This window comes from Proteiniphilum sp. UBA5384, from assembly GCF_002410825.1.
Taxonomy (GTDB): domain Bacteria; phylum Bacteroidota; class Bacteroidia; order Bacteroidales; family Dysgonomonadaceae; genus Proteiniphilum.
This window is the reverse complement of record NZ_DHOS01000050.1, coordinates 1-25,122: the sequence shown is the minus strand read 5'-3', so window position 1 is coordinate 25,122 and position 25,122 is coordinate 1. Positions and strand designations below refer to the sequence as shown.

At 43.4% G+C, this 25,122-nt stretch carries 18 protein-coding genes and 1 pseudogene; 2 read left to right on the top strand and 17 right to left on the bottom strand.

What is annotated here, in order from left to right; genetic code table 11:
• The 4 genes and pseudogenes from B4G81_RS09760 to B4G81_RS09745 all read right to left on the bottom strand — a co-directional run.
• Nucleotides 1-267, bottom strand: a 267-nt coding sequence (locus B4G81_RS09760) for a sulfatase-like hydrolase/transferase (RefSeq protein ID WP_294081984.1), incomplete at its 3' end; no start/stop codon positions are given.
• A gap of 68 nt (nt 268-335) precedes the next feature.
• A complete protein-coding gene (locus tag B4G81_RS09755) occupies nt 336-1,064 on the bottom strand; it encodes a DUF4982 domain-containing protein (protein ID WP_294081982.1) in 729 nt (242 codons plus the stop codon).
• A gap of 303 nt (nt 1,065-1,367) precedes the next feature.
• A pseudogene (locus B4G81_RS09750) lies at nt 1,368-2,570 on the bottom strand (glycoside hydrolase family 2 TIM barrel-domain containing protein); the annotation flags it as partial.
• Between the two features lie 162 nt (nt 2,571-2,732).
• The gene (locus B4G81_RS09745) at nt 2,733-2,942 is read right to left on the bottom strand and encodes a hypothetical protein (RefSeq protein ID WP_294081980.1); all 210 of its coding nucleotides are present in this window, start codon (nt 2,940-2,942) and stop codon (nt 2,733-2,735) included.
• 144 nt (nt 2,943-3,086) lie between these two features.
• Between B4G81_RS09745 and B4G81_RS09740 the strand changes: the two genes are divergently transcribed.
• Both B4G81_RS09740 and B4G81_RS09735 read left to right on the top strand, forming a co-directional pair.
• The gene (locus tag B4G81_RS09740; protein WP_294081978.1) at nt 3,087-3,542 is read left to right on the top strand and encodes a hypothetical protein; all 456 of its coding nucleotides are present in this window, start codon (nt 3,087-3,089) and stop codon (nt 3,540-3,542) included.
• 442 nt (nt 3,543-3,984) lie between these two features.
• Nucleotides 3,985-4,542, top strand: a complete 558-nt coding sequence (locus tag B4G81_RS09735) for a hypothetical protein (protein ID WP_294081976.1) — start codon at nt 3,985-3,987, stop codon at nt 4,540-4,542.
• A gap of 8 nt (nt 4,543-4,550) precedes the next feature.
• Here the strand turns inward: B4G81_RS09735 and B4G81_RS09730 are convergent, their stop codons facing one another.
• The 13 genes from B4G81_RS09730 to B4G81_RS09670 all read right to left on the bottom strand — a co-directional run bounded on the left by B4G81_RS09730 (nt 4,551) and on the right by B4G81_RS09670 (nt 25,052).
• Nucleotides 4,551-4,721 carry a hypothetical protein gene (locus B4G81_RS09730; protein WP_195738853.1) on the bottom strand — a complete coding sequence of 57 codons (171 nt, stop codon included), beginning with the start codon at nt 4,719-4,721 and terminating at the stop codon, nt 4,551-4,553.
• Nucleotides 4,718-5,635, bottom strand: coding sequence for an IS1595 family transposase (locus B4G81_RS09725; protein WP_294081968.1), 918 nt, complete (start codon nt 5,633-5,635; stop codon nt 4,718-4,720). The genes B4G81_RS09730 and B4G81_RS09725 overlap by 4 nt, the downstream gene beginning before the upstream one ends.
• A gap of 324 nt (nt 5,636-5,959) precedes the next feature.
• Complete coding sequence (locus B4G81_RS09720) at nt 5,960-7,822, bottom strand: alpha-1,3-galactosidase-related protein (protein WP_294081966.1); 1,863 nt, start codon at nt 7,820-7,822, stop codon at nt 5,960-5,962.
• A 209-nt stretch (nt 7,823-8,031) separates the two neighbouring features.
• Nucleotides 8,032-9,516 carry a fimbrillin family protein gene (locus B4G81_RS09715; RefSeq protein ID WP_294081964.1) on the bottom strand — a complete coding sequence of 495 codons (1,485 nt, stop codon included), beginning with the start codon at nt 9,514-9,516 and terminating at the stop codon, nt 8,032-8,034.
• 37 nt (nt 9,517-9,553) lie between these two features.
• Complete coding sequence (locus tag B4G81_RS09710) at nt 9,554-9,700, bottom strand: hypothetical protein (RefSeq protein WP_294081962.1); 147 nt, start codon at nt 9,698-9,700, stop codon at nt 9,554-9,556.
• Between the two features lie 34 nt (nt 9,701-9,734).
• Nucleotides 9,735-11,603 carry a family 16 glycosylhydrolase gene (locus tag B4G81_RS09705; RefSeq protein ID WP_294081960.1) on the bottom strand — a complete coding sequence of 623 codons (1,869 nt, stop codon included), beginning with the start codon at nt 11,601-11,603 and terminating at the stop codon, nt 9,735-9,737.
• A gap of 50 nt (nt 11,604-11,653) precedes the next feature.
• Nucleotides 11,654-13,093 (bottom strand): glycosyl hydrolase family 28 protein, encoded by a 1,440-nt coding sequence (locus B4G81_RS09700; protein ID WP_294081958.1) that lies wholly within the window; start codon nt 13,091-13,093, stop codon nt 11,654-11,656.
• A 59-nt stretch (nt 13,094-13,152) separates the two neighbouring features.
• Nucleotides 13,153-15,006 (bottom strand): family 16 glycosylhydrolase, encoded by a 1,854-nt coding sequence (locus B4G81_RS09695; RefSeq protein WP_294081956.1) that lies wholly within the window; start codon nt 15,004-15,006, stop codon nt 13,153-13,155.
• A gap of 35 nt (nt 15,007-15,041) precedes the next feature.
• The gene (locus B4G81_RS09690) at nt 15,042-15,851 is read right to left on the bottom strand and encodes a PKD domain-containing protein (protein ID WP_294081954.1); all 810 of its coding nucleotides are present in this window, start codon (nt 15,849-15,851) and stop codon (nt 15,042-15,044) included.
• Nucleotides 15,852-15,885: 34 nt separating this feature from the next.
• Complete coding sequence (locus B4G81_RS09685; RefSeq protein WP_294081952.1) at nt 15,886-17,601, bottom strand: RagB/SusD family nutrient uptake outer membrane protein; 1,716 nt, start codon at nt 17,599-17,601, stop codon at nt 15,886-15,888.
• Between the two features lie 15 nt (nt 17,602-17,616).
• Nucleotides 17,617-20,403 carry a SusC/RagA family TonB-linked outer membrane protein gene (locus tag B4G81_RS09680; RefSeq protein WP_294081949.1) on the bottom strand — a complete coding sequence of 929 codons (2,787 nt, stop codon included), beginning with the start codon at nt 20,401-20,403 and terminating at the stop codon, nt 17,617-17,619.
• Between the two features lie 31 nt (nt 20,404-20,434).
• A complete protein-coding gene (locus B4G81_RS09675) occupies nt 20,435-22,105 on the bottom strand; it encodes a RagB/SusD family nutrient uptake outer membrane protein (protein ID WP_294081947.1) in 1,671 nt (556 codons plus the stop codon).
• A gap of 85 nt (nt 22,106-22,190) precedes the next feature.
• Nucleotides 22,191-25,052: a SusC/RagA family TonB-linked outer membrane protein gene (locus tag B4G81_RS09670; RefSeq protein ID WP_294081945.1), complete on the bottom strand. Its 2,862-nt coding sequence runs from the start codon at nt 25,050-25,052 to the stop codon at nt 22,191-22,193.
• Nucleotides 25,053-25,122 lie beyond the last annotated feature (70 nt).

The window sequence follows — 25,122 nt, the reverse complement described above, 5'->3', positions numbered from 1 at the left end:
GGAAGGGAAATTGGTGATATGGTTTCCCCCTTCTTTCAACTGCCAGGAATAACGTCCTGTGAGAATACTCGCCCGTGAAGGGGCGGACTTCGCGTTGGAAGTATAACAATTGTTGAAAAACACCCCTTCCGAAGCCACCCGGTCAAAAACAGGGGTTTCAACCCATTGGCAACCTGCCATGCCAAAATGGTGAAACGAGGCATCGTCCGCAATACAGAAAAGGATGTTAGGGGGCTGACTGTTTCCGGCATGATCCCGGGTACACATGGCTAAATTTCCCGGAATGAGCACGGAGAGAGACAGCGCTTTGATGATGGAGGAGTTGTAATTTATTTTCATCTGACATTGACTTTTAATTCATCACCTTTGATATTGTCCGAAGTGATATTGATTTTGATATCTTCTTTTTCCCCGGTCGCCTGCACTATCACCAGTGCCAGGCCATTGAACAGCGTCCGCTGTCTTGTCTCCATGAATGATCCCACATACTTGGGATCTCCATTGTCGATGCCCAGCAGGCGTCCCCCCGAAACTTCCACGTTAAAGGCAGTATTGGCGTTCGGCACCGTCCGTCCCTCCTCATCTTTCACCCTGACAGTAAAATGCGCCACATCACGGTTATTCGCCCGGATAGTTTCCACATCGGACTCGATTGAAAAGGCCGCAGGCTCCCCTGCCGTCACCACCTCTTTCTCCGCTATTTTCTTTCCGTTCCTGTATCCCACGGCTTTCAATACTCCCGGTTCATACGTGATATCCTTCCATTCCAAGTGCATGATATCATCGTTAAACCGTTTCCTGCCCTGTGATTTTCCGTTCAGAAAAAGTTCCACCTCGTCGCAATTGGTATAACACCATACCGGGGTAACCTCCCCCTCCCGCCCTTCCCAACTCCAGTGGGGCAATAGATGCAAGGTAACCTCCTTTTCATTCCATACGCTTCGGTAAAAATAATAGGCATCCTTGGGAAATCCGCAAGCGTCGATGGCGCCGAAATCGGAATACTTGGTCGGCCACGGCCAGGAGGTCTCCCCCAGATAATCAATACCCGTCCAGATAAACATTCCCGCCACGTGGTCCAGGTCACGTGTCACTTTCCATTCGTTTTCCTGCCCGTATATCCTTGTCCACCCATCATACGAGGAGAAATATTCGTCTTTCGACGTCCATCCCATCCTGTAGTCTTCCGGCACGGGAAAAGAATAATATCCTCGCGTGGAATTTCCACGGGTATTTTCCGTACCGATCACCCTGCGCTCGGGATACCTGATCCTGTCCGGTGCATACATCCCGAACTGATGCCCATAGTTGTAACCCACCACGTCGAATTCATCGGCGAAACCGGTCAGGTTGGCCTCCTTGTGCTTGTTGTTCCCGCAGGTAACCAAACGGGAGGGGTCTTCCCTATGGCATATCGCTACCAGTTCGCGGGCAATGTCCTTTCCATGGGGGAAAGCCTGTTCTATGCTTTCATTGCCTACGCTCCACAAGATGACGGAGGGGTGGTTCCTGTCCCGCCGGAGTATATCCGTCAGGTCGCGGGCATGCCATTCGTCCCAATATTGGTTGTAACCGAAGGGCACATTGTCCAGTTTATGGACGGTCCACTCGTCAAAGACCTCGTTCATCACCATCATTCCCATGCGATCGCACAACGCGTAAAAAGCAGGATCAAAAGGGCTATGGCCCGTACGGATGGCATTGCATCCCATATCCTTCAGTATCTTTATACGCCGCTCCCACACCATCGGGGGGACAGCCGACCCCAGCATGCCCGCATCTTGATGTAGGCATACACCTTTCAGTTTCATTCCTATACCATTCAGGGAGAACCCCTTGTCCTTGTCAAATACGACTGTACGGATACCAAAACTATTGCGTACGTTGTCATATTCCCTCTCCTTGTTCCTGACGATGGTCTTTAAGGTATATAAATGGGGATTGTCAATACCCCATAGTTTGGGATTTCCTATCTTTACCATTTGGGAGAACTCCTGCTCCTTGTGCGCGGCAATCGAGTAGTCATCCTGTTGTTCTGCCACGATATGCCCCTTTTCATCCAGGACCTGCTGGATAATACGCACATGTTGGACTTCCGAGTAATTATTCGTCAAGGTGGAGTTGACTTTTGCAAAGGCATATTCTTTTTTCACGACAGGGGTGGATATAAATACTCCCCATTCTTTTATATGCAATGGGTCGGTCACCACTATCCTGGCGGGACGGTAGATACCCGATCCCGAATACCAGCGGGAGTTGGGCATATCCGTGTTGGTCACACGCACGGCTATCAGGTTCTCTTCTCCATAATCAAGCCATTGGCTTATCTCATAGGAGAAGCTCACCCAGCCATTGGGGCGTTTACCCACCAGGACGCCATTGATGAAGACCTCGCTGTTCTGGTATACCCCTTCGAACTCCACAAACACCTTTTTTCCCTGCCACTCCGTGGGGACATCCAGTATCTTCTGGTATAACGCCCTTCCGCCCGGCAGGTAGGCACCGGAAGAGCCGGACAGGTTGTCCTTGTTGAACGGCCCCTCTATGCTCCAGTCGTGGGGGAGGTTTACTACCCTGCCCCGCTTATTGGGCCGCCCTTCGCTCCAGGGCGTATAGGGATTAAAGAAAGGTGATTATTTACGACAATACCCCAAAGGAGTTTTGTCTAATTTATAATAACTGATTAAACAGTAAAGGGAATAACCTTGACGGCTATTCCCTTAGTTTTTCGATTATTCTTTGGCTCTATTTGCCTCAATTTCATCTTTTTCGGCTTTTGTAAATGTTTCGCCGCATTGAGTACAAATGTAATCACCTGTTTTGCTTTCAACATATCCAAGTCCTGATATTGGTGCTCCTTGCGTTTCTTTTTCAAAACGTGGATGGTTACATGGTTTATCACCCCATTCTTCTCTTAATCTTTGTCCTTTCTTGATGTCCATAAAACGTATATTTTTGAGTTATAGTGCAAAGGTAAAGCAAGTTTTTGGGCTGTACAATAGAATAAGCATTTTACTAATGCTGCTATAAATCATTTACTTATACTCGCAAAGTTTTCAGATATAGAATAAGAAAAATTTGTAGATATGAACAGGACAATTATTTCAATCGAAGTACAAGACCACGGTGGTAAAGAGGCTAATATCATCGTCAGAGGAGAACGGAACAATCAGATTATGTTTGAGGAACAGTTTGATTATAAGGACGAAGATAAGCACTCTTTGCGTCTTCATCTTCTGAAAGGACGATTTATGGAGAAGTTTCCGAAACTTGGTGATAGTTTAGGTATTCTTTGTATTCGTAAGCTATTCAATGATATTACGATACGGAGTAAAATGAAAGCTAATCCCGATTATAGAGAAAAGGAACATACGCAATTTACCTTTGATGATTATAAGGCATTTTGTCGCAAATACTTTCCTGCACAGAATGTCGATATTATAGAGAATGATTGGAAATCAATACAATCACTTCCCAAGGGAACAATAATAAGACTACCCGATATTGAAGGATGTCTTATTGGTTCTTTTGAGGTTTGCTAATTCTTATACACTCTTTATCTGAAGAAGCGAGTTGTACGACTTTATTGCATTTAGGACAAACCACTCTATCATTATTATCAACTTCAGCTTCTTGTAATCCGCATTTCGGACAAATGAATTTTTCAAACTTACTCTTCATAACTCTTTCTAAATGATATGCAAAGATACGAATTTTCTCACTATCTTTGCATTGTCTTTCGGGACAAAGTTTTGGAATATAATAAGGAAAGTGCCTTATACTCGTTGAAATCGCCAAATTAAGACAGTAGTATATACGAGGCACAGAGGACAGCTCATACTTGTGGGTTGCCCTACTGTGCGTATATACAGGTGTTTGGCGATACCTAACGAGTATGCACAGGGGCAGCCCACTTTCTTTAACAACTAACATTGTTAAACTTCTCCTATGGCTGTCGTGGAGAACTCGTTAAAATTCGCCACCATGGAACTTATAGTAGGTTTCTTTTGTATTCTGTTTGCATTGGGTATTTCTATTGCCACCGCTGTATTAGCTTCCCGAAAAGGACGTAATTCTGTAACCTGGTTCTTCTTATCTCTATTCTGGGGTATTGTAGGATTGATTGTATTAGCATGTTCCAAGCATTTAGAGCGTGAAAAAGGAGAAAGTGATACACTCGTAAAGGTATTATGGAGTATCGTGCTTATACCGCTTGTATTATTTGCCGTATTTTTCTACAATCGTACAGTAGAAAAAAGGGAACTCCGAAAGAGTTATCAAATTGAAGAAGTAGCTCCCAAAATAGAACTTTCCGACAACTATATTGAACGGACAGTAGATTTGAATGATTATTTCAATTCAAGTACTGGTTGGGATGACGAAACGGATTGGAACTATGCAGGACTTGAAGATGAAGAAAGCCAAAAGGCTTTTGATAAAGTTCTCAAAAAGAACGGGATATATTGGAGTGACCAAAAGCAATGCTGGGTTAAGAAGGTAAAGAAAACCGTAGAGCAAGCTCCCAAGGTCAAATTTAGATGAAGGTATGATTATTTCTTGCCCTTCTTTTTAGGTTTAATATCGTATTTCAGAGCCTTCTGCATAAGAGCAGAAAAATCCACTGGAACTTCTGCTTGCTTCTTCAATTCTTTGGCAGGTAGAAGTTCGATAGCCATTGCCTTTTCCATGTCTTCTATTGTTACTTGTTTCTTTTTACTCATTTTGTAAGACTTTGAAAAGTTATACGATAATTTGAATTGCAAAGTAACAAATTAAATCGTGAAACGTCATCAAAATCTCTCGTATTATAGCGGAAGCAGAACTCATTAACATATCGTTGAAGGTGTTTCTTGCTTGTATGGTTATATATTCCTGTCAAGCCACGTTTCAGAATACTCCAAAAACCTTCGATATTGTTAGTATAAGCATCTTCATCCACGTATTGTCCGTGACCGTGGTCAACCACGTAATGCTCGTATAACTTGCTAACGGTTTTATATCCGCACCACTCATCAGAGAATAACGTTGCCGTGCGTTTTACGGTTTTGAGAATAGGAACTGTCAATGACTTATAAGAAGTGTCACGGACTACTTTACAAACCACTTTACCGCCACGCTGAAGCATACCCATAACGGGAACTTTATCTTTGAAACTCCTACCTTGGCACTTCTTTACTTTCTTGTTATAGTGCCGATTTTTATTCTTACCACCCACGAAAGTTTCGTCAAGTTCTACTTCTCCGTCAAGTTTCTCTTCCATGACAATACCGAAGCATTCACGGATACGCTGATTCATAAACCACGCAGTTTTATATGTCACGGATATTCTCTTGGATAATTCGATTGATGAAATACCTTTCTTGCGGGATGTTATTTCATAGATAGCCACGAACCATTTTCTCAATGGTAATTTAGAGCCTTCAAACATTGTTCCTATTCTGACGTTGAAGTTCTTGCCCGTATTCTTACAGCGGTACATTCCATCGCCACGGTTATATACTTTGGACGTAGGGTCATAAGGAGAAACAGGAATACCGTTTGCCCAGCGTTGCTGTTCCAGATACTTGATGCAGCTTTCCTCCGTAGGAAATGCTTCCAAGAGGTCGTATAAGGAGTTGAATTTACCAATATTCATCTTACCAAAGTTTATAGTTCTTGCTATATATAACTCTGGTGAGAAAAGTTGCTTGGGAAAACAGTTATCTGTGTATATAGAAATACCGCCCAAAACTCTTTCTGAACGGTATTATTAGCAAAGTTAGTTAGGGTATTGTCGTAAATAATCACCTAAAGAAATACCACCCCTCATTCAGGTCGATAATTGTCCGGGAATCCGCATGGATTCGCTCCAGAGGAAAAAGAAAAGATAATAACAAAAACAGCAATACTTTCCTACCCATTTTCTTCTCTACCTTATTCATATTTCTGCGCATAATTTATCCTATGTAACACTTGCCTCTTATTGCTTGTAAAAAAATAGGTTGGGCTTGTCCACCATCTTGTCGTGAAACCCTTTTTGTCTCTTCAATGATATATTTTCGCAGTTCCGGGCGCTCACCTCCGCTTCATAATCTCCTTCGAAACTGTTGCCCCTTATATCCACATTTTTACAATACTGGAAATCAAAGAACGAAAGCCCGTCGAAGATGGGCTTATAGTCCCGGCTCTGGATAAAAGTATTATTCCTTATTACCAGATTCTCCAGGCTGAGCCCATAGACAACTTGTGCGTCAAAGGTTCGCACCGTGTTATCTTCAAAAACGATACGTCCATGATAGTAACCTTTCCCTTTGTGCTCCGGAACAATCTGAGGCGATATCTGCAGTACTGACTGTGGGTTAGCACCCCCCTTGCCGATATTGACGAAGGTGTTGTTCCGGATTACCACATCCGACACATTACCCGACTCGCACCATCTATCGGCGTCTCCCGCGATCAATACCCCGGCCATCATGGAATCAAAATAATTCCCCTCTACCAGTACCGGTTTATTGGTCGAGATTAGTATGCTTCTGGCACGGTTATTCCTCACGGTACAGTTCTTCATTATCATGGAAGCACAGTTACTCAGGTTTTCCACAGCGAGGCTTTTGTCCAGTTCGGGGAAAGCAGCGTCGGCATAGATCAATCCATAATTATGATTTACCCATTGGATGTCCTTTGCCGTAAAGGTATGTATCGGCAGTAACGTATTCCTGTCGATCAGGCGGAGGGTATCCCCTTTCTGTGCGAACCGGAATCCCTCCTGCTGGTAATGCCCGAACTGCACCGCAAGACGGTCACCGGAGATCTCGGTCACCTTCATGTAGGTGCCATGCACATTGGTCGCGTCATCCAGCATATTCTCAAAAAGACAGTTCTCGAAATAGATCAATCCACGACAATTCACAAAATGGGTGGCATCGGCCGAAGCGGAGATCATCCGGTTACTTTCCGGACGCAGACGAATATTGAACTCCCTCATTGTCACGTTTTCCGTGTTTTCACCGATCAGGGCCATCGCCCCCGACATATATATATTCATCTTTTCCAGGGAGATATCGGAACTGGAATGAAGGATTATCCCGGGAAATACCCTGTTCCTGCCATGGGGTCCCTTGTCCGTGTAGATGGAACCCACCGGGGGAACTTCTTTCATATTCCCCTGCAAGCGGACAAGGCTGTCACCTATGCTCTCAGCCAACAGGTCGCCGCGCCAAGGGGCATGGAGGTACAGTTGGGTATGGTAATAGGGAGCGCGCGTTTCGGGATCGAACACGATATTCTCTCCGGTGGGTAACTCCCAATCATATCCTCCAAAGTAAAGCCTGTCACTTTTCACCTTGTATTGAATGTCATTGCTTACCCTTATATCGAAAGTCTTTTTTGCAGGATCGTTGGCTACCACCTCTCCCTCAAATATGAAGGAGTAATCATAATCCATATTGATCCCGGAGATGGAGATATCCTTTGCTTCATTGATATAAAAGGGTACCATGGAACCGTGGAACAGGAATTCCGTACCGGCACCTTCCACCCGCACGTTTTCCATGCCGGACAGGTTGAAAGCCACCCGCTTGTAGCCGTTGTCGTTGTTCGACACGCAGATATACAACCCTTCCGCCTTCTCCGGATAGAAATGGTAGACTCCCTCTTCAAACTCCAACACCATATTTCCCTGTTTGTTGTTCTCAAGAATCTCCCTGATCCGGGTGGTAAAATCGATATTCTCCTGATAGGGAATTTTGATCCGGTTGACCGCAAAGGCCGTAGCAGCGGAACCAATGATGAAGTACAGTAAGAGTATATATTTGATATAAAAATTTCTCTTCCTAATTTCCATAATTATGTAGTTATTCAATTTTACTTTTCTGTTTATTGCCCGGGTATATGGTTGTTTCTGCTATCTTGAAAATAGTTATTGGAAATAACCACCTCTTTTGGAGTTGATTAATTAGCGTTTGCAAGTATCTCAGGTGAAATGGGTGCAACTAAAGCGTTTGTCTGATGAACGCTTTAGTTGCAATCATATAGTACAAAAGAAGCCAACGATCAATTCACTTTGACAAAATTAAAATCATCAATATACAGGCGGGCTTGGCCATCAGCCACAGCACGTACTCCTATTTCGCAAGCACCGTTGGTTACTTCGATATCATTGATTTCATATTTTTGCCAATAGGGTCTATTAGTACTTTCAGCACCTACGTTTTTTTCATCTACAAAAGCTTTCTTTTCCTCCCCTCCATATCCTCTTGCGAAGAGATAAGGCATTGGGTCAAAATCAGTGAAATCTGTGATCATGTATGCCCACACCTCTAAACGGTATGTACCATCGGGTAGATTCCGGAGCTGCTGTGAAAGTGAAGAATCAAAAGTAGAAGGACCTTCAGTATTCCCGAAATGGAAGCGATATCGCGACATACCATTCGTTGCAGCTCCAAAAGTCCAAGTTGGGGCATTCGCCGGACTTTTTGTCAGCGTCCATCCCTCGGGCACAGCACCACCTGTAGCAGCTTCAAAACCGGGATTCGCCACAAACCCGAAAACCATCCGATCCCCACTCCACTGCGCATGAAGGATGTTGTTCTTACCGGTTGTTGCCGTGCGCGCCTTTTTCTTGTAGGGATCTTGAATACTACTATTCCAAGTTGTGACCGGTGGTGTTATCTCAATAGTACTCTTGCTATTGACTGTTAACGCCAATTCCGGCCAATCGACATTGGCGGGCTGGACAGGAAGCCACCTGAAAAGAGTGACAGATTCCCCTGCAGGAACAGTAGTGCCCGATGGCACATCGAAAGCGATCTCATCGGTAGAAGTACCTGTAATTGTTTCATTCACGAGATCAAAACTGCCGGCACTATACGTCCAGCCTGTCTCACCTTCAATTGCCACTAATTTCACACTTTCAAGGTCGAGGGAAGCATTGCTCTTATTGCCCAGTACAATATTGTATAGCGATCCCAAATGATTAAAATTTACCAAAACACCCGGATTGGTAACAGAAATATCTTCCGCTGAAAAATAGAGCACCATGTCATTGTTATCTTCCACTTCCTGCAGCGATATTCTACCGCTTTCCGGCAGAATAGCTCTTGGAGAATTATCAACGACCTGTAATCCTCCTCCACCATGTACACCATACAGGGTGAATGTGGCACTCTCTCCCGTATCGAAATCCGGTGGAAGATCAAATCCAAATCGCGCTTTTTTCCCACTATCAAAAATATCGGCTGCTGTTAAAGTGACCTCCTGTATTTCCGATATTTTTGCTCCTTGCACTAAGCACAACTCTATCACATCGCCCGGGTTCCAAGTCACTTTGACAGTATTGGTCTCTTTATTCAGGCTTACACGGGTCTGCGAGCTTTTTACGGATACTTCGCCACCCGCTATGATTGCCTCCGCGGTGAACGCTTTCGTGCTCACCTGCCGGTTCTCATCATTAACCTGATTGACCACTTCGTCCGCACTGCAAGCTGCCATCAGAAAAACCACAGCCAATGCGGTTACTTTAAAAATTATTTTTTCCATTGATTTATAATTAATATTATTATTCCTATACACTCCGTTACCAGAGGTCATCAGTTAAGTCAGGCAATCCGTCCGAAGTACCGCTCCCATCCAATATATTCTGCTCGAACTCGAACTCTGTCACTTCAATACTGGGTGACACATAAGTCAATTTTCCCTGAGAAATTTCATTTTTATTTTCCATACGATTCATTTTTTTATTTTCACATTCTACTTAATTAATAATTTACTTTTACAAATCTGAAATCATCTATAAACAAACGGGCATTCCCATCTCCTATAGCCTGTACCCCTATCTCGCAGGAGCCACTATTTACGTATATATTGTCAATTATATATCTTTGCCATGCATTTTGATTATTATACTCCGGTCCCACGTTATCGATGAAAACCTCCTTCGCACTACCTCCATGCCCACTCGCAAACAGACGGGGCTTCGGGTCAAAATCGGCATACCCATCGAGCATGTATGCCCATACTTCCAATCGATACAATCCATCAGGCAAGTCATTAATGGTTTGCGAAACGGTATAGTCAAAAGTAGAGGGGGCTGAAGTCTTCCCGAAATGGAACCTGCTGCTTTGCGCCCCGCCGGTACCCCAGTTCCTGAAGACCCACACTTCGGTTGAACCAGATTTTTTTGTGATGGTCCAACTCTCCGGAGCGGCATTGCCCTGTGCAGACTCAAATCCCGGATTTTCCACTAAATTATCCCCATAGGATGGAACAATTTCTTCGGTGTGGGCGGCATTGTATATTTCCACATAGTCTACCAGCAAATACCCCGGAAGTCTTGCGTTATTCGGCTCCACACTATTCTTACCATCTATTCCGATGACAAGGTTGAGCAATTGTCTGCTTAAATCGGGATATTGTGCTGTTTCGAACTCCCATATCATTTTTCCATCGAAAAAGAACCTCAGGTACTCATTTCTCCTTTCCAGGCCGTACACATGATAATCACCATGCAACTCGACACCCGTTGAGTTGGTCTGCCTATCGATTGACTCATCCCCCTGCCCTAAAGAGGTTGAAACAACATCGGGATTACCCGCGAGAGGAGATTCCATCAATGCGATTTTAACATTCGGGGAGATATCTTCATCCTGCAGTATGACAGAAGAATTGACCATTGCCTGATAATTCACCATCTTGGCACGGATCTTCACATAGCTGTTTTCACTTACTTCAAAAGTGGATTTTATCTTGCCGGAGGAATACCTGTCACCGACGGCATCCACTACAATCCTAAGCTTTCCGTTCTCCATAATAATATTATCAGGGTCATGGTCAAAACCATCGGATACATGGCCGGAGTAATGTTGCCATCTTGTTTCGTCCCAACTGTCAAAATTGTCACTTTTGGCGGCATCTAAAATCCATTCCAAAGGATCCAGGTCATAGTCAAATCCACCATCATAGTCAATAAACTCTTCTACTATCACATTTACAACCCATTTATTGACCGACTTGCCATTTTTTGAGGTAATTGTATATTCAACCGGAATCGAAAAATCAGTCAAGACACCCAATGCCGGATCAATCGAAGCCCCTTCCGAGATAAAGGCGTTCAATTTCAGATTTTTCGTATCACTCCTCTCTTTCACCATGATGGAGGCTGTCATGTTTTCAGCATCTATCTCACTTGATACAAGGATGCTTACTTCATTCTCGTTTTTCATATCATCAATCGAAAGGAGAAAAGCGTCGCTGGGCCTTTCTTCTTTCACAATGACAAACCAGTTGTTCGTCAAGTTGCCATCCTCGGAGGTAACGGCCAACTTGACCGGTATCAAGAAATCGGTAAACTTTTCCATTGCAGGTTTGATGGTAGCACCCTCTGAGAGTGCCGCTTCCAATTTCAGTTTTTTGACATCGGAACCCTCTTTCACCGATACCGTCACTGTGAACTTCTCCGCATCGACATCGCTCGTTAAAAGCACACTCAAACCATTTGCATCTTTTACATCCACCGAGATAATCAGGGCCTCCGTGTTACCCCCGTGTCCGGAGAGCGTATCTTCCGAGTCCGAGCATGATACAAATGCCAAAACGATAACAGATATTATTGATATAATCTTCTTCATATTATTGTATTACTATTTGATATATACCCACTTTGGTTGTCATATCCTGTTTAGTGCAGCATATCAAAAATGTTAAAATCATACACATAATTGCCGATCTCAAAGTAGTCATAATTCTTATCCACTTCCCTGCCTAAAATATAGACGTCATTGATATTTACATTTTGCACATTGTGAGATTCATCCGCGCCCATCACTTGTATCTTATAAGGGCCCGGCTTACCTGTGACGGAAATATTTTTAAATGTCACATCATTGATATATCCCGGTACTTCTGTCTCCATATATTGATTGACTGTAGGCTTTAACCTGATCAGCTCGTCCTGACCTTCACCGTTGATCCTGATATCTTCAAAGGTCACATTCTCCAATCTCATATTCTCTCCGGGCTCTAACAGGAGTGGAGTCATCGTAAAATGAACGATATCGATATTTTTGAACTTCAAGTCCCGCATATACGCCGCCCTGCTTTCGTGCCCGAGAAGGAAAATTCGTGCCCGGTCGCACCATAAGACACAATCCTCCACGGTAATCCGTTCAACATTCAGCGTGTTGGCATGCACGCCTTTCACGGCAATACAATCATCGTCTGTCCTGATAAAACAGTTCTTGATATGTACGTCCTGGGAATTGACCGGGTTGATTCCATCATCATTCTGGACACGACCGCCCACCACTTTGATATTGTCGACGGTGATATTTTTCGACCTCCTGATGACCATCGACCATGTAGCCCCTCCTCTCAGGATCACATCTTTCACCACCACATTATTACTGCTATTTACCAAGATCAAATTGCGCACATATTCACGCCAGATAAATTCATTCCCACAAATAATACCCCGTCCGCGTACGGTAATATTATCTCCCTGTATACTTACACCGGCATGCACCACGGCACCCTCATCAATATAGAGGGTCTGGTTACTTTTCAGTGTGATGAGTGCGTCGTCAGGATGATGCTCCCCGGGTCCGTAATAAATCAGATTCGGATCATTTACATCAGGGATAAAATCCTCTACCGGATTGGCAAAAAGCAATAAAGGCGCCTTTTTCCCGTCAGGTTCCACAATCAGTTGCATTGGCCTTGTGATCTTGAAAGACAACGAACTATTACTTTTGTTAAGCTCACTTACATTCTCTTCGAGAGGGCGTAAAACGGTATTGGACAGGGATCTATTCCCTGATTCTATCTTAACCTCCACCGGTGTGTCCACATCGAAAGAAACAAATGCGTAATTCCCCCCAAAATCCCGATTGGTCTCTTCTTTGGTAAATGGGGAATCTTGCACTCTGGCCTCATACACGGTTACTTCCATTCCATTAATCCATACCTTGTAATCAAGTTCAGGATTGTCGGTTGAGGGTTCATCCGGTTCCTCCCCTCCACCGATATACTCCGGGAAAGTGGGTCCATTCGCGTCGCAACCCGATAGTCCGACCGACAAGGAGAGACAAAGGAAAAGGTATAGAAAAGATATCGATTTCATTGTTTTTTTCATTTTTATGTTTGTTAAATCAGCAAATATTGATTTCATATTCCACCCGATTAATAACTCACCCTGACAAAGCTGAAATCATCAATAAACAGGCGGGCTTGTCCATCACCCACAGCTTGCACCCCTATTTCACAGGAGCCATTGCTTACATATATGTTGTCAATCACACATTTTTGCCATGCGCTTTGGTTATGGAATTCCGGTCCCTCACTTTCAATGAAAGATCCCTTTTCTTCTCCACCGTATCCCTTTGCGAAGAGACGGGGTAACGGGTTAAAATCAGTAAATCCTTCGAGCATATATCCCTGTACTTCCAGGCGATACAACCCATCAGGCAAATCATTGATGGTTTGTGAAATTGCATAATCAAACGTGGAGGTGCCTGAATTTTTTCCGAAATGGAACCTACCGCTTTGCGCTCCGCCGGTCCCCCAGTTCCTGAAAACCCACACATCGGTTGAACCGGAATTTTTCATGATGGTCCAACTCTCCGGAGCGGCATTGCCCTGTGCCGACTCAAATCCCGGGTTCTTCACTAAATTATCCCCGTAGGATGGGACAATTCCATCGGTATTGGCTGCATTATATACTTCCACATAGTCTACCAGCAAATAAGCAGGGAGCCTCGTATCAACAGGTTTTACTCCCTCTTTTCCGTCCGCCCCGATGACAAGGGAAAGCAGTTGCCGGCTCAAATCGGGATATTGTGCTGTTTCAAATTCCCATATCACCTCTCCATCGAAGAAAAATCTCAGGTACTCATTTCTTCTTTCAAGACCGTATACATGGTAATCGCCGTGTAACTCGACACCTACTGAAGTAGCCTTTGCATCAATCGATTGGGTTCCATCCTGCCTTAATGAGGACACAAAGCCATCGGCATCACCTAAAATGGTCTCCATGAATGTGATCGGGGTAAGGTCGCCATCCTGTAACAGGATAACGGAATTGACCATTGCATGGTAATTCACCATCTTGGCACGAATCTTCACGTAGTTGTTCTCACCTATTTCAAAAGCAGATTTTATCTTGCCGGAGGAATACCTCTCTTCGTTGACATCCACGACTATTCTGAGTTTTCCGTCTGCCACAAAGGCATTCTCCGGCTCATAATCAAAATCTCCGGATGATGACCGACCGGTATAGTGATACCATTTTGCCTCGTCCCAATTTTCGAAGCTGTCACTTTTGGAAGCATCCAAAATCCACTCCGAAGGATCCAACTGATAGTCAAACCCGCTGTCATGGTCGATAAACTCTTCCACTGTGACATCCACTACCCATTTATTGACTGTTTTACCATCTTCTGAGGTAACGGTGTACTCAACGGGAAGCGAGAAATCGGTGATGATATCCAATGCGGGGTCAATTGAGGCGGCCTCTGAGATGGACGCGCTCAATTTGAGGTTTTCCCTGTCGCTCCTATCTTTCACCAATATCGAGACTGTCTTGTTCTCCGTATCTATCTCGCTTGCCACAAGGACACTCACGTCATTCTTGTCCTTCATGTCATCAATTGAAACAATCAGGGCCTCCTCTTTTTTTGTAATGACCGTAATAAGCCAGTCACGGATAGTTCCCCGGCTTTCCGAGATTACCGTGAATTTAACCGGAGTGGAGAAATCGAGGAGTGCCCCTGTAATAGGGTTGGATAGCGCCCCTTCGGATAGTGTAGCGAAAAACTTCAGATTCCTTTTATCAATATCATCTTTGGGGATTATCGTGATGGCGTTGTTATCCACATCAATGTCGCTCGACACCAGCACACTGACATCATTGATATCTTTCAGGTCTACCGAAGTAATCAGTACCTCTTTATTGGGATCACCGGCAAAATCCTCCGTGTCCGAACATGACACCCATACCAACAATAGGGCAGATATGATTAGTATAATCTTTTTCATTATAATTCACCTGTTTTATTGTGAGATATCTGTAATTAATATATCGTAATTTCAACTGATTGTACAGACCTGTCCCTATTCCCGGTAATGCCCACGGCAGTGAGTATGGCCTTATAGGTACCCGGCTGCTCGTATGTATGCGATGGCGATTGTTCATCGGAATAGTATCCATCTCCAAAGTCCCACACATAGTTCCCTGCCATCAACGATTTATTATCAAAGAATACTTTCCTCCCATCCAACGATACGGAGAAGTCTGCGGTAGGTTTCATTATTTTTGTATGGATAATCACTATCACCGTGCTTAAATCGGGATTGACCTTCCTGTCCGGACTTTCGATATGAATCGCCAATGCAAATAATTTATCCGGATAATTATCCAATAAATAATCCAGATCAATATCTAAGCTGAATTGGGCAATTTCCGCCCCATCCCCCATTTGCACCGCATTAGCAATCGCGTATTTATCTTCAGGGATCACGTGCAAAATATCAGACAGACCACCTTTCGCATTCAATGCCGCAATGGTATCATTATCCACTTTAATATGTACGGCAAAACTCCCCTTGTTGTCTACCCCCGCCCTATACACGGACAAGGGCACACTGAATTTATTTGCCTCATTGTCGACAATATACCGGTAGAGGTATCCCTCTATGGGCTGCTCCCCTCTTTTTCTAGTGATATCATCTATTACAAATTGACCATTTGTATACGCAGCGGGCAAATAGATTAATTGTGTCGGATATGCGGCATCCCTGACGATGGTGTCATCCCCACAGGCAAATAATAGTGAGAAGATCATTATAAGGCAGGATGCCTTGGCTATTATTTTTTTATTCATAATTTTTATATCTATCATTACAATGGACGTCACACTAATTCCATAGCGGATTTTGAATTAAACTTTTATTGATACGAATCTCATTTTGAGGGATCGGATATAAATACATCTTAGGTGAAAATACCCTTGTTTCGACCTCCCTGAAAGAATAGTCCAAACTATAATCTGGATTTTTGTTAATTTTCACCCCTGATAAGGGAGCGGACAGAAAATCGGAGGCAATCATCCATCTGCGCAGATCCCAGAAACGATGCCCTTCAAAAGCAAATTCGACCCGTCTTTCATTGTAAATCCTTTCACGGATTTGTAATTGACTCCACTCCGATGAAATCGCAGGCATATTTACATCACTCCTCTGGCGCACTTTGTTGATATACTTGGCAATATCACTATTTCCGGGATCAGATTCATTCAACGCCTCGGCGTAATTCAGGTATAGTTCGGCCAACCTGAATATTACCCAACTATGGGTACTGGTTTGGTTGGTTACAAGGTTCAAATCTTCATTCACATATTTTCTGAGATAATACCCGGTCTTTGTGGCACGGATGATAGGCGGCCCGTCAAGTCCCCCTTCAAATGTTTCTATTATCCTTCCTTTGAATTGGCTGTTATTGCGGATAATGGTCATCTCTAACCGGGGATCCCGGTTTATATACGGGTTTTGCGGATTATACCCCGAATTATTGTCGTTGATGGGTTTACCGTTACGCATTTCATAAGCATCCACCAAGTTTTGCGACGGGTTGGTGCCACTTCCGCCCAAGTCGAACCCCACCGAGAAGTTGTTCCGTTCAAACGAGTTGCTATTCCCTTCCCTTCTAAAGAACAGCACCTCATTATTCGTATGTGTATTCGGGCCGAAGAGGGAAGTATAACTGCCGCTTAACGCATATCCGTTCGATTCGGCCAGCTCTATCACCTCCTTGGCCGCATCTGCCGCATCTGCCCATCGTTTCTCCCGTGATTCCCCGCTCAGGGAGATCAATTCCGGATTGGCATACCCCGTTGCCCAACCGGGATTATTGAAAAGGTCGCTGGCAGCATATAATAACACTCTGCTTTTCAATGCCAAAGCCGTCACTTTCGTGATCCTGCCCAACTCTTCACTTGCATGTCTTGGCGGTAAAACAACTGCAGCGGAATCACATTCATCCAGGATAAACTGAATGCACTCGCCTAATTTATCCCTGGATATTTCTTTTAGATTATCATCGAAAACAATGGGCGTTTTTATCAAAGGCACGCCTCCATAACGTTTTATCAGTTCAAAATAAAAATATGCCCTCAAAAAGCGCACTTCATACCTCCACCTGTGAATCTCTGCCAAGTAATTCCGGTAAGCATCCTGGAGGTCGGGATTATGTTTATATCTATCCAAGTTTATGCTGTCTGAACTAATAAGATATTGATTGACCTTGCTGATAGCCCTATAGTAATGGCTCCAGGCGTTATCGGGATTAGAGAACTGGTTCCATGTGCCCCGATTGAAATGGTGCACGTTTGAACTCTCTACGGCGTGTTCTGCTTCGTCGGAAGCGGACGCCATCATGGCGCCGCCAATTTCAGAAAATCCGGCTCGGATATCAGCATATATGGAGGCAACCCTGGATTTACTATAATTATAATCTTTAGTGGCCTGATCGGCTGTAAGCTCCACCATCGCTTCCGGGTCTAAATACCCGTCGCAGGAATAAAACAACAATAGGCAGAGAATGGCTATTGATCTGTATTTTGATTTTATATTCATTGTCTTTGATTTAAATTATAGTTCAACCTTTACGCCAACACTAAAAGTCCTCATTGCCGGATATCCGGACAGGACTTCCGGATCAGCAATATCAACCCGGTCCCATGTGAAAATATTCGTGCCATTCACAAAGAGATTGCCGCTTGTCAGTCCGATCTTGCGCATCATCGAACCGGGAATATTATATCCCAGCTCAATATTTCTCAACTTGATAAAGCTGCCATCTCGTTGCCAGAAAGAAGAGGAGACCTGGTGGTTATTCTGATTATTATAAGAGGAGAGCCTCGGATAAGTAGCCGTGTCACGGGTCTTTTCGGTCCATCTTCCCAATGCCATGGAGGGTGCTTTCCCCTCATCTTGAAAAGCATGGAAGTAGCTGGGCAGGATTACCGAGCGATTCGTCACCCCCTGGATAAACATATTCATAAAAACATTTTTGTATACCACTCCCAGCGTAATCCCCGCCGATAGTTGAGGTATATTGGTATAACCGACAGGATAATAATCCCTGTCATCAATGACACCATCGTTGTTTTGGTCTTTATACTTGATGTCTCCCGGTTGCACGGGGCCAAATGTTTGTAAAGGTGAATCCCTGATATCTTCATCATCCCTGAAAAAACCAATCGCCTCCAATAAAAAAGGCTGGTAGACAGGCTTCCCTTTTTGCAGTTGATACCCATCTTCTTTTATGATCTCCGGAATACTGGTCACTTCACTTTTCGCATACCAAAGGTTGAAATTGGCAGAGAGAGTCAAGTCGTCGGATAATGCCTTTTTATATCCCAACTGCGCCTCAAAGCCTCGGTTTTTCACTTCACCAATATTCCAATATGGATACACAATACCGGCATAAAGAGGAATCTCACTGTTCGGCACCGACATGATATCATAGCGAAGCTGGTTGAAAACATCCATGCTGAAATCAAAATTATCCCACAGGAGCGCGTCTATTCCAATATTGATTTCTCTTTTCTTTTCCCAGGTCAAGTCGGGGTTTGCCAGATATGAATCGGCATACCCTTGCACCGTGGTGTTGCCAAAAATATAAGGTCCTTGTGAAGAGTAATATTGATCATACATAAAGCGCTGATCGCCTAATAGATTGATGCCCGAAATTCCATAAGAGGTCCTTAATTTCAAAAAATCTAAATAACGGATATCTTTTAGAAACTCCTCGTTGGAAACTACCCATCCCAATGAGACTCCCGGGAATAGGCCAAAACGTTTATTCTTCTTGAACGCGTTAGAGCCATAGTATCCAAAAGTAAGCTCTCCTATATATTTCTGTTGATGGGTATAAGTGGCACGTCCATTAACTCCGAGTTGTTTAAAATCGGTCTGGTCAAACTGCTGCGTATAGGAATCACTGTCAAAACCCAAAGTCGCGTCAATAATGTTTCCGGAAAAAGAGGAATTATACTGTAAAAAAGTCTGGACTGTATGGTTTCGCCATTGGTTGAATTCATCCTCACTTGCCGTCAAAGCGGTTTCTTCCCCAAATTTTGTATAATTCAGGCGGTTATCACTGCCCCTTGACACAGAGAATCTTTCATAAGTCCTCGATTTTGCAGAATATCCCATAAAAGAGTTGTTAAACGACACAGCTGCCGACACACTTAACCCTCTGGTTATCATATCCAATTGATGAGTTAGCATCAACGACACCTGGGCTGTCCTCTGATTGGTGGTAAAATAGCCCGACTCGATAATATCACCCCAAGGATTGCTAAAACGTGCGCTTCCTCCATACGTTTTATTCGGGTTATAGACCGGAAAGGCATTGGGAGGAATAGTTGACATCAAGCTGAAAAGAGCATCCGTTGAGTAATCAGCAGGATTTTTCTTGTCTGCCACCGTAAATCCTAATTTGGTGGAAGCGGACAATCTTTTGGTAATATCTATGTCAACGTTCGCACGCACATTGTATTGGGTAAAAGTTGAATTGCTGCTGAAATCACTCTTCTTGTCCGTTTTTTCATACAATCCCGCATTATTGATCACACTCAATAAGACAAAATAATTGGTGCTGTTTTGCCCACCTGATAGTGTTAGATTATATTTGGAGACCGGCACCCAGCTCCTTAACAACGTCTTATGCCAGTCCACATCTGGATAAAAGAAAGGATCACTTCCGCCCCTGTATGCCTCCAGATCGGTGTCTGAATAGCGAATCGGCTGGCCATCATTAAAAAGGGCTTCATTATAAAGGCGTGCGTGATCATATGCCCCCAGAAAGTCGGGCAACCTGTTTGGTTTACTAAACCCCTGTTGCATGGAGAAATTCACCTTTAAAGGACCATTTTTACCCCTTTTGGTCGTAATCAGCAATACACCATTTGCCCCTTTCATCCCGTACATAGTAGTAGAAGCCGCGTCCTTCAGCAATGTGATGGACGCTATTTCTTCAGGCACCAATTGCTCATAAAAGCTTTGAAAGCCATCCACTACCACAAGGATATTATTTCCCGCTCCATAGAATGTGCCTAAACCTCTGGAAAGCAACTCGGGAGAATCCAATCCCGGTTCATAATTCTTTTGTAACACCGTCAACCCTGCCAATTTGCCACTTAGTTTATTTCCTAAATTTGTACCAAAAGAATTATCAAAGTCATCAAAAGAAAGTGTGGAAGCCGCGCTAGTTACCATCCATTTAGGGATAGTGCGATTGTAACCCAGAGGTAACTTATCCCCATTCTCATAAATGAGAGAATCTTGAGTATCGGGCTGCGCTTGCAGTACTGTTCCTGTGGTTATAAAAAACAACACTAAGAGGAATATATGGCTATATTTTTGTTGCATAAATCTTCTATTTTTTCAAACATATTCATAATTACCAACCCGAATTTTGGATGATGTATCCCTTATCGACCTCCGATTGAGGAAATGGAATGCGATACATACTTGCTTTCCAAAAGCGTTCTTCAAAGACATAAGGCTCCCAACGGAATTCGCTACTGGGGTCAGGTAACTTATATATTTTAATTCCTTTCATACCTCCCTGCATGACACCATCCTCCTCTGCAATCCTCCATCGCATTACATCCCAAAGGCGGTGCTCTTCAAAAAAGAGTTCTATCGACCGTTCATTCCTGATTTTTTCCCGGAACTCCTCTTGTGAAAGATCGGACGGAAAATCGGGCATACCCGATCTTCCCCGGATCAGATTTACGGCATCATACGCCTCCTTGACAGGACGACCATGAAACTCATTCAAGGCTTCCGCATAATTAAGGTAAGCTTCTGCCAACCGGTATAGTGTCCATATTGCAAAGGCATTTGTACTTAAATTCAGCTCTTCGGGTACATACTTCCTGACCCAATATCCGGTTTTGAGGTCAAGCAACGGGGGCTGGTTTGAAGGTACCGCGCCTTCCCATAGGGTCAATACAGGAAAATCTTTATTCCAGTATGCACCATTATATCCGATGGATTGTCCAAAGCGGGGATCAAGATCTTTATATATTTGCGCTAAATTATTCCCGCCATTCGGATCCCAATATTGAGGTGTTCCATCTTTCTTTTCATATTTCTCCACAAAGTTCTGGGTGATCATGGTGCCGGACTGCGTAAAATAAAAGTTGTTCAGGGACTTGAATACATTCGTGCCGAATCCCACCGATCCGGTCAATTTACTGGACATAATCACCTCTTCATTGTCAGCGACACTCCAAACGTACTGGTAGTTTTTATCCTCCCCCCTGTCATCGATCAGCCGCACTTCCCCATTGGGAGCCCAGTCAATCACCTCTTTTGCCGCATCAGCTGCTAATTTCCATCTGTTGACGTCATAATTGCCGTAACTGATCAGCTCATTATGCCCTTGCAAAGCAAGCGGGGGAGTAGCTGTATTTGACAAATCACTGGCAGCATATAATAATGTCCGGGATTTCAGCATCAGTGCCGCGCCTTTTGTCGCCTTGCCGGTATGATTCAAAGGCCATTTATCGGGTAAGAGCTTTGCGGCTTCCACCGCATCTTTCACAATGAAATCCACGGTCTCTTCCAATGTGGCTCTCCCTATCTTCAGTGACTCAGGGTCATCAAACGAAAAGCGCTTGTCCACAATGGGTACACCACCATATCGTTTGAACATCTCAAAATAGCATAACCCGCGGATAAAGAGTGCTTGCCCTTTTGCCTGTTTTTTATATTCATCGCTTGCATCGGGGACATCATCAATCCTGTCCAGAAGCGTATTGATGCTCCTGATTGCTTTCCACCGATAGGTCCATCTGCCCGCATCTCCATTATTCTGAGGTGTGATGGACGCGGTATTGTATCTTTGCGAGGAATACCATGAAGCCACATTTTCCGCTTCATCACAGTAACAACCAAAGGCAGCATCCCTCTTTCCGTTTCTATCATTCCATTCCGGCATGTCGGTATACATTCCATCCTTGTATATTCCCATGATAAATGTCTCCACATTATTTTGGGTGGCAAAAATGGTATCTTCTGTAACATCTACTCCGGGTGGTTTTTCCAAAAAGTTTCCCATCATATCTTCACATGATATAAATAATAGTGAGAGAACTATATATGATACTGCTAATATAATCTTAACCGATGTCCTCATTATATCTTATTTAAAATTGTAAATTAATTCCTATATTAAAAGTTCTCGTTAAAGGATAATATGCATTATCACCTGAGAGTGCGAGCTGTTCAGGATCGTCACCGGGGAATAAATTATCCCAAGTGATCAAATTATTACCGTTCAGATAAATCCGGCAAGAGCTGATGTTGATTCGTTCCAATAATTTAGGCTTGAACCGGTATCCTATTTCAGCATTCTTTAACCGCAGATAGCGGGCGTTCTGCACCATAAAGGTGGATGTCTGGTAATTATGTGATTGTTGCTGCTGTGCACTAAGATGAGGGAGTTTTATGGTCTCTCCTTTCTCATATTTCTCTTGGGTCCACGACCATTTAGGAATATAGGACAATGCCATCAGGTCATTTTCATAAGGTCTTATTGTGGTAACGTGATTTAATCTGCTGACCCGTTCCGCCCCTTGGAACAATACCGAGAAGTCAAAACCCTTATAATCGGCTCCTAAGGAGATACCATACACAATTTCAGGGAAATCGGGATACCCGATGGGCACTTGGTCGAGTGCATCAATTTTACCATCACCGTTGATATCTTTAAATTTCACATCCCCCGGCATAATCCTGTTATTTTGATGTGTTGAGACCGGTCTGTTGACATCATTCACCTCTTCCCATGTATTATAAAATCCTTCCGCTATATATCCGAACATCTGTCCTTTCGATTGTCCGGTCCTGTGCTGGTAAGGCGCATTTTCTCTCAACACCTCGTCCTGGAACAGGATTTTGTTCCGGGCAAATGTAAACGAGCCTTGCGCCCAATAATTTACATTCCCAATTTTATCGTTGAAATTGATTTCAGTTTCAAAGCCGCTATTTTTCATCTTCCCCCAGTTTTGAGGTGGTAGGTTGGCACCTACAATATCGGGTGTGGTTTGCGGGGTGGCAAGGATGTTATTGCGATTTTCATTAAAATAATCAAAGACAAATCTGACTTTATTATTCAACAGGGATAGGTCTACCCCTATATTCATCTTCTTTGATTTTTCCCACGTAAGTCCAGGATTACCCAAGAGCCCTTCAAATGAAACACCATAGCGCTGAAATGTGGAACCGGGAACGCCTAAATTATAGCTGTCACTGCTACTGTTTAAAAATTCATACACAGAGGGTAAATATAAGAAACGGTCACCCCCGATTTTATCGTTTCCCACCTCACCATAAGTTCCCCTTAGCTTAACGTAAGAGACGATATCATTCTTGGGATAAAATTCTTCTTCCGAGACAACCCAGCCTAAAGAAAATGCCGGGAAAAAGCCAAACCTCTTGCCTGGTGCAAAATTTTCCGTACCATTATAACCGACATTGAATTCAGCCAAGTAACGCAGCTTGTAATCATAGGTGATTCTTCCCACCAAACCCTGATAACCATTAGGAATTACATACGCCAGATCCGGGTCGTACAGTTTGCTTTGATTGTATAACAATAGGCCGGTAACGCCATGATCTCCAAATTTGTTATTGTAATTCAGTCCAATCTCCAGGTATGTTTTCCTGTTCTTGGCTGACTTTTCTTCGAACTGAACCGGTTTTTCATTTTTCTGGGGAGAATAGAATATTTCATTATCCGAAAGTCTTATAGGGAAATATGTCTGGGTAGATATTTCATAAATTTTCCTGTTATTCATTCTATGCCAATAAGAAATCAAACCATTTAGTTTCAATCCTTTTGTTAAAAAAGAGAGATCATAATCAAAGCTGACAGAAGTGGTTATATAGTTGGCCACATTCCTGTTGTATCCCGTGCTTAATAACTGTTCGAGAGGATTTCCACCAAAAACATCATGCACATTTACAATTTTACCATCCACAATACCCGGCGTAAAATAGGGTGGAGCAATTGAAATCCGACTCATTGTATATTTTGTGTTATCGCCTTTTCCGGGTCCCCTCCTATTTTCTATTTGTGAGGATAAATTTATTTTGGTGGATAAACGGTCTGTGATTTTAACGTCAAAATTTGAGCGCAGGTTGTACCTCCTATACAGTACATTCGTATCATGATCCGTAGCCCCCCCAAAAGAGTTAAAGAGCCCTTCCTGCGAAAAATAACCCGCGGATACAAAGTATTTAATCAGATCACTTCCCCCTTGAATATTGAGATTATGATGCGTTTGAATAGAGACTGATTTCAACATCAAAGAATACCAATCTGTATCCGGATAAAATATGGGATCATCACCCGTCCTGAAATGCTCAATATCTTCTTTACTGAATTTAGGAGAATAGGAGCCTGTAAAGAATGAATTGTATTTTAAAGCTTCATTAAAATTTATCGCATACTCATAACTCCCCAGGTTTTCTCTAAGATCCGTAAATGTATTGAATGCGACGTTAGAAGAAAAACTTAACACTGGTTTCCCTTTACTGCCCCTTTTTGTGGTAATCAATATCACACCATTAGCTCCTCTCACGCCATAGACCGCCGTAGCAGAAGCATCTTTCAGCACCGTTATATTCTCAACTTCATGTGGATCGATATTATTGAAGTTCAAACTCTCAATTCCATCCACCATCACCAAGGGATCAGCGGAACCGGAAAAGGTACCTTCACCCCTGATTCGCAAAGTGGATTGATCCATGCCCGGCTCACCCTCCCGTTGTACGGACAGAAGCCCGGTAATTCGTCCTGTCAGTGAATTACTGATATTGGATACCGGAGACTGCACCAGTTTTTCGGTGCCGATGGATGAAATGGCACCGGTAACCGTGGCTTTCTTTTGTACCCCATACCCCACTACCACCACTTCAGTGAGTGATTGTGTGTCCTCTTTTAATATAATATCAAAATTGGTTATTCCAGTCACATTTATTTCCTGTTCAATATACCCAATCATTACTGTCCTATTAAAATCTCGTAGAGTTCTTTGAAATATTTGAAACTTAGTTAGTTGTAGTCATTTTTGG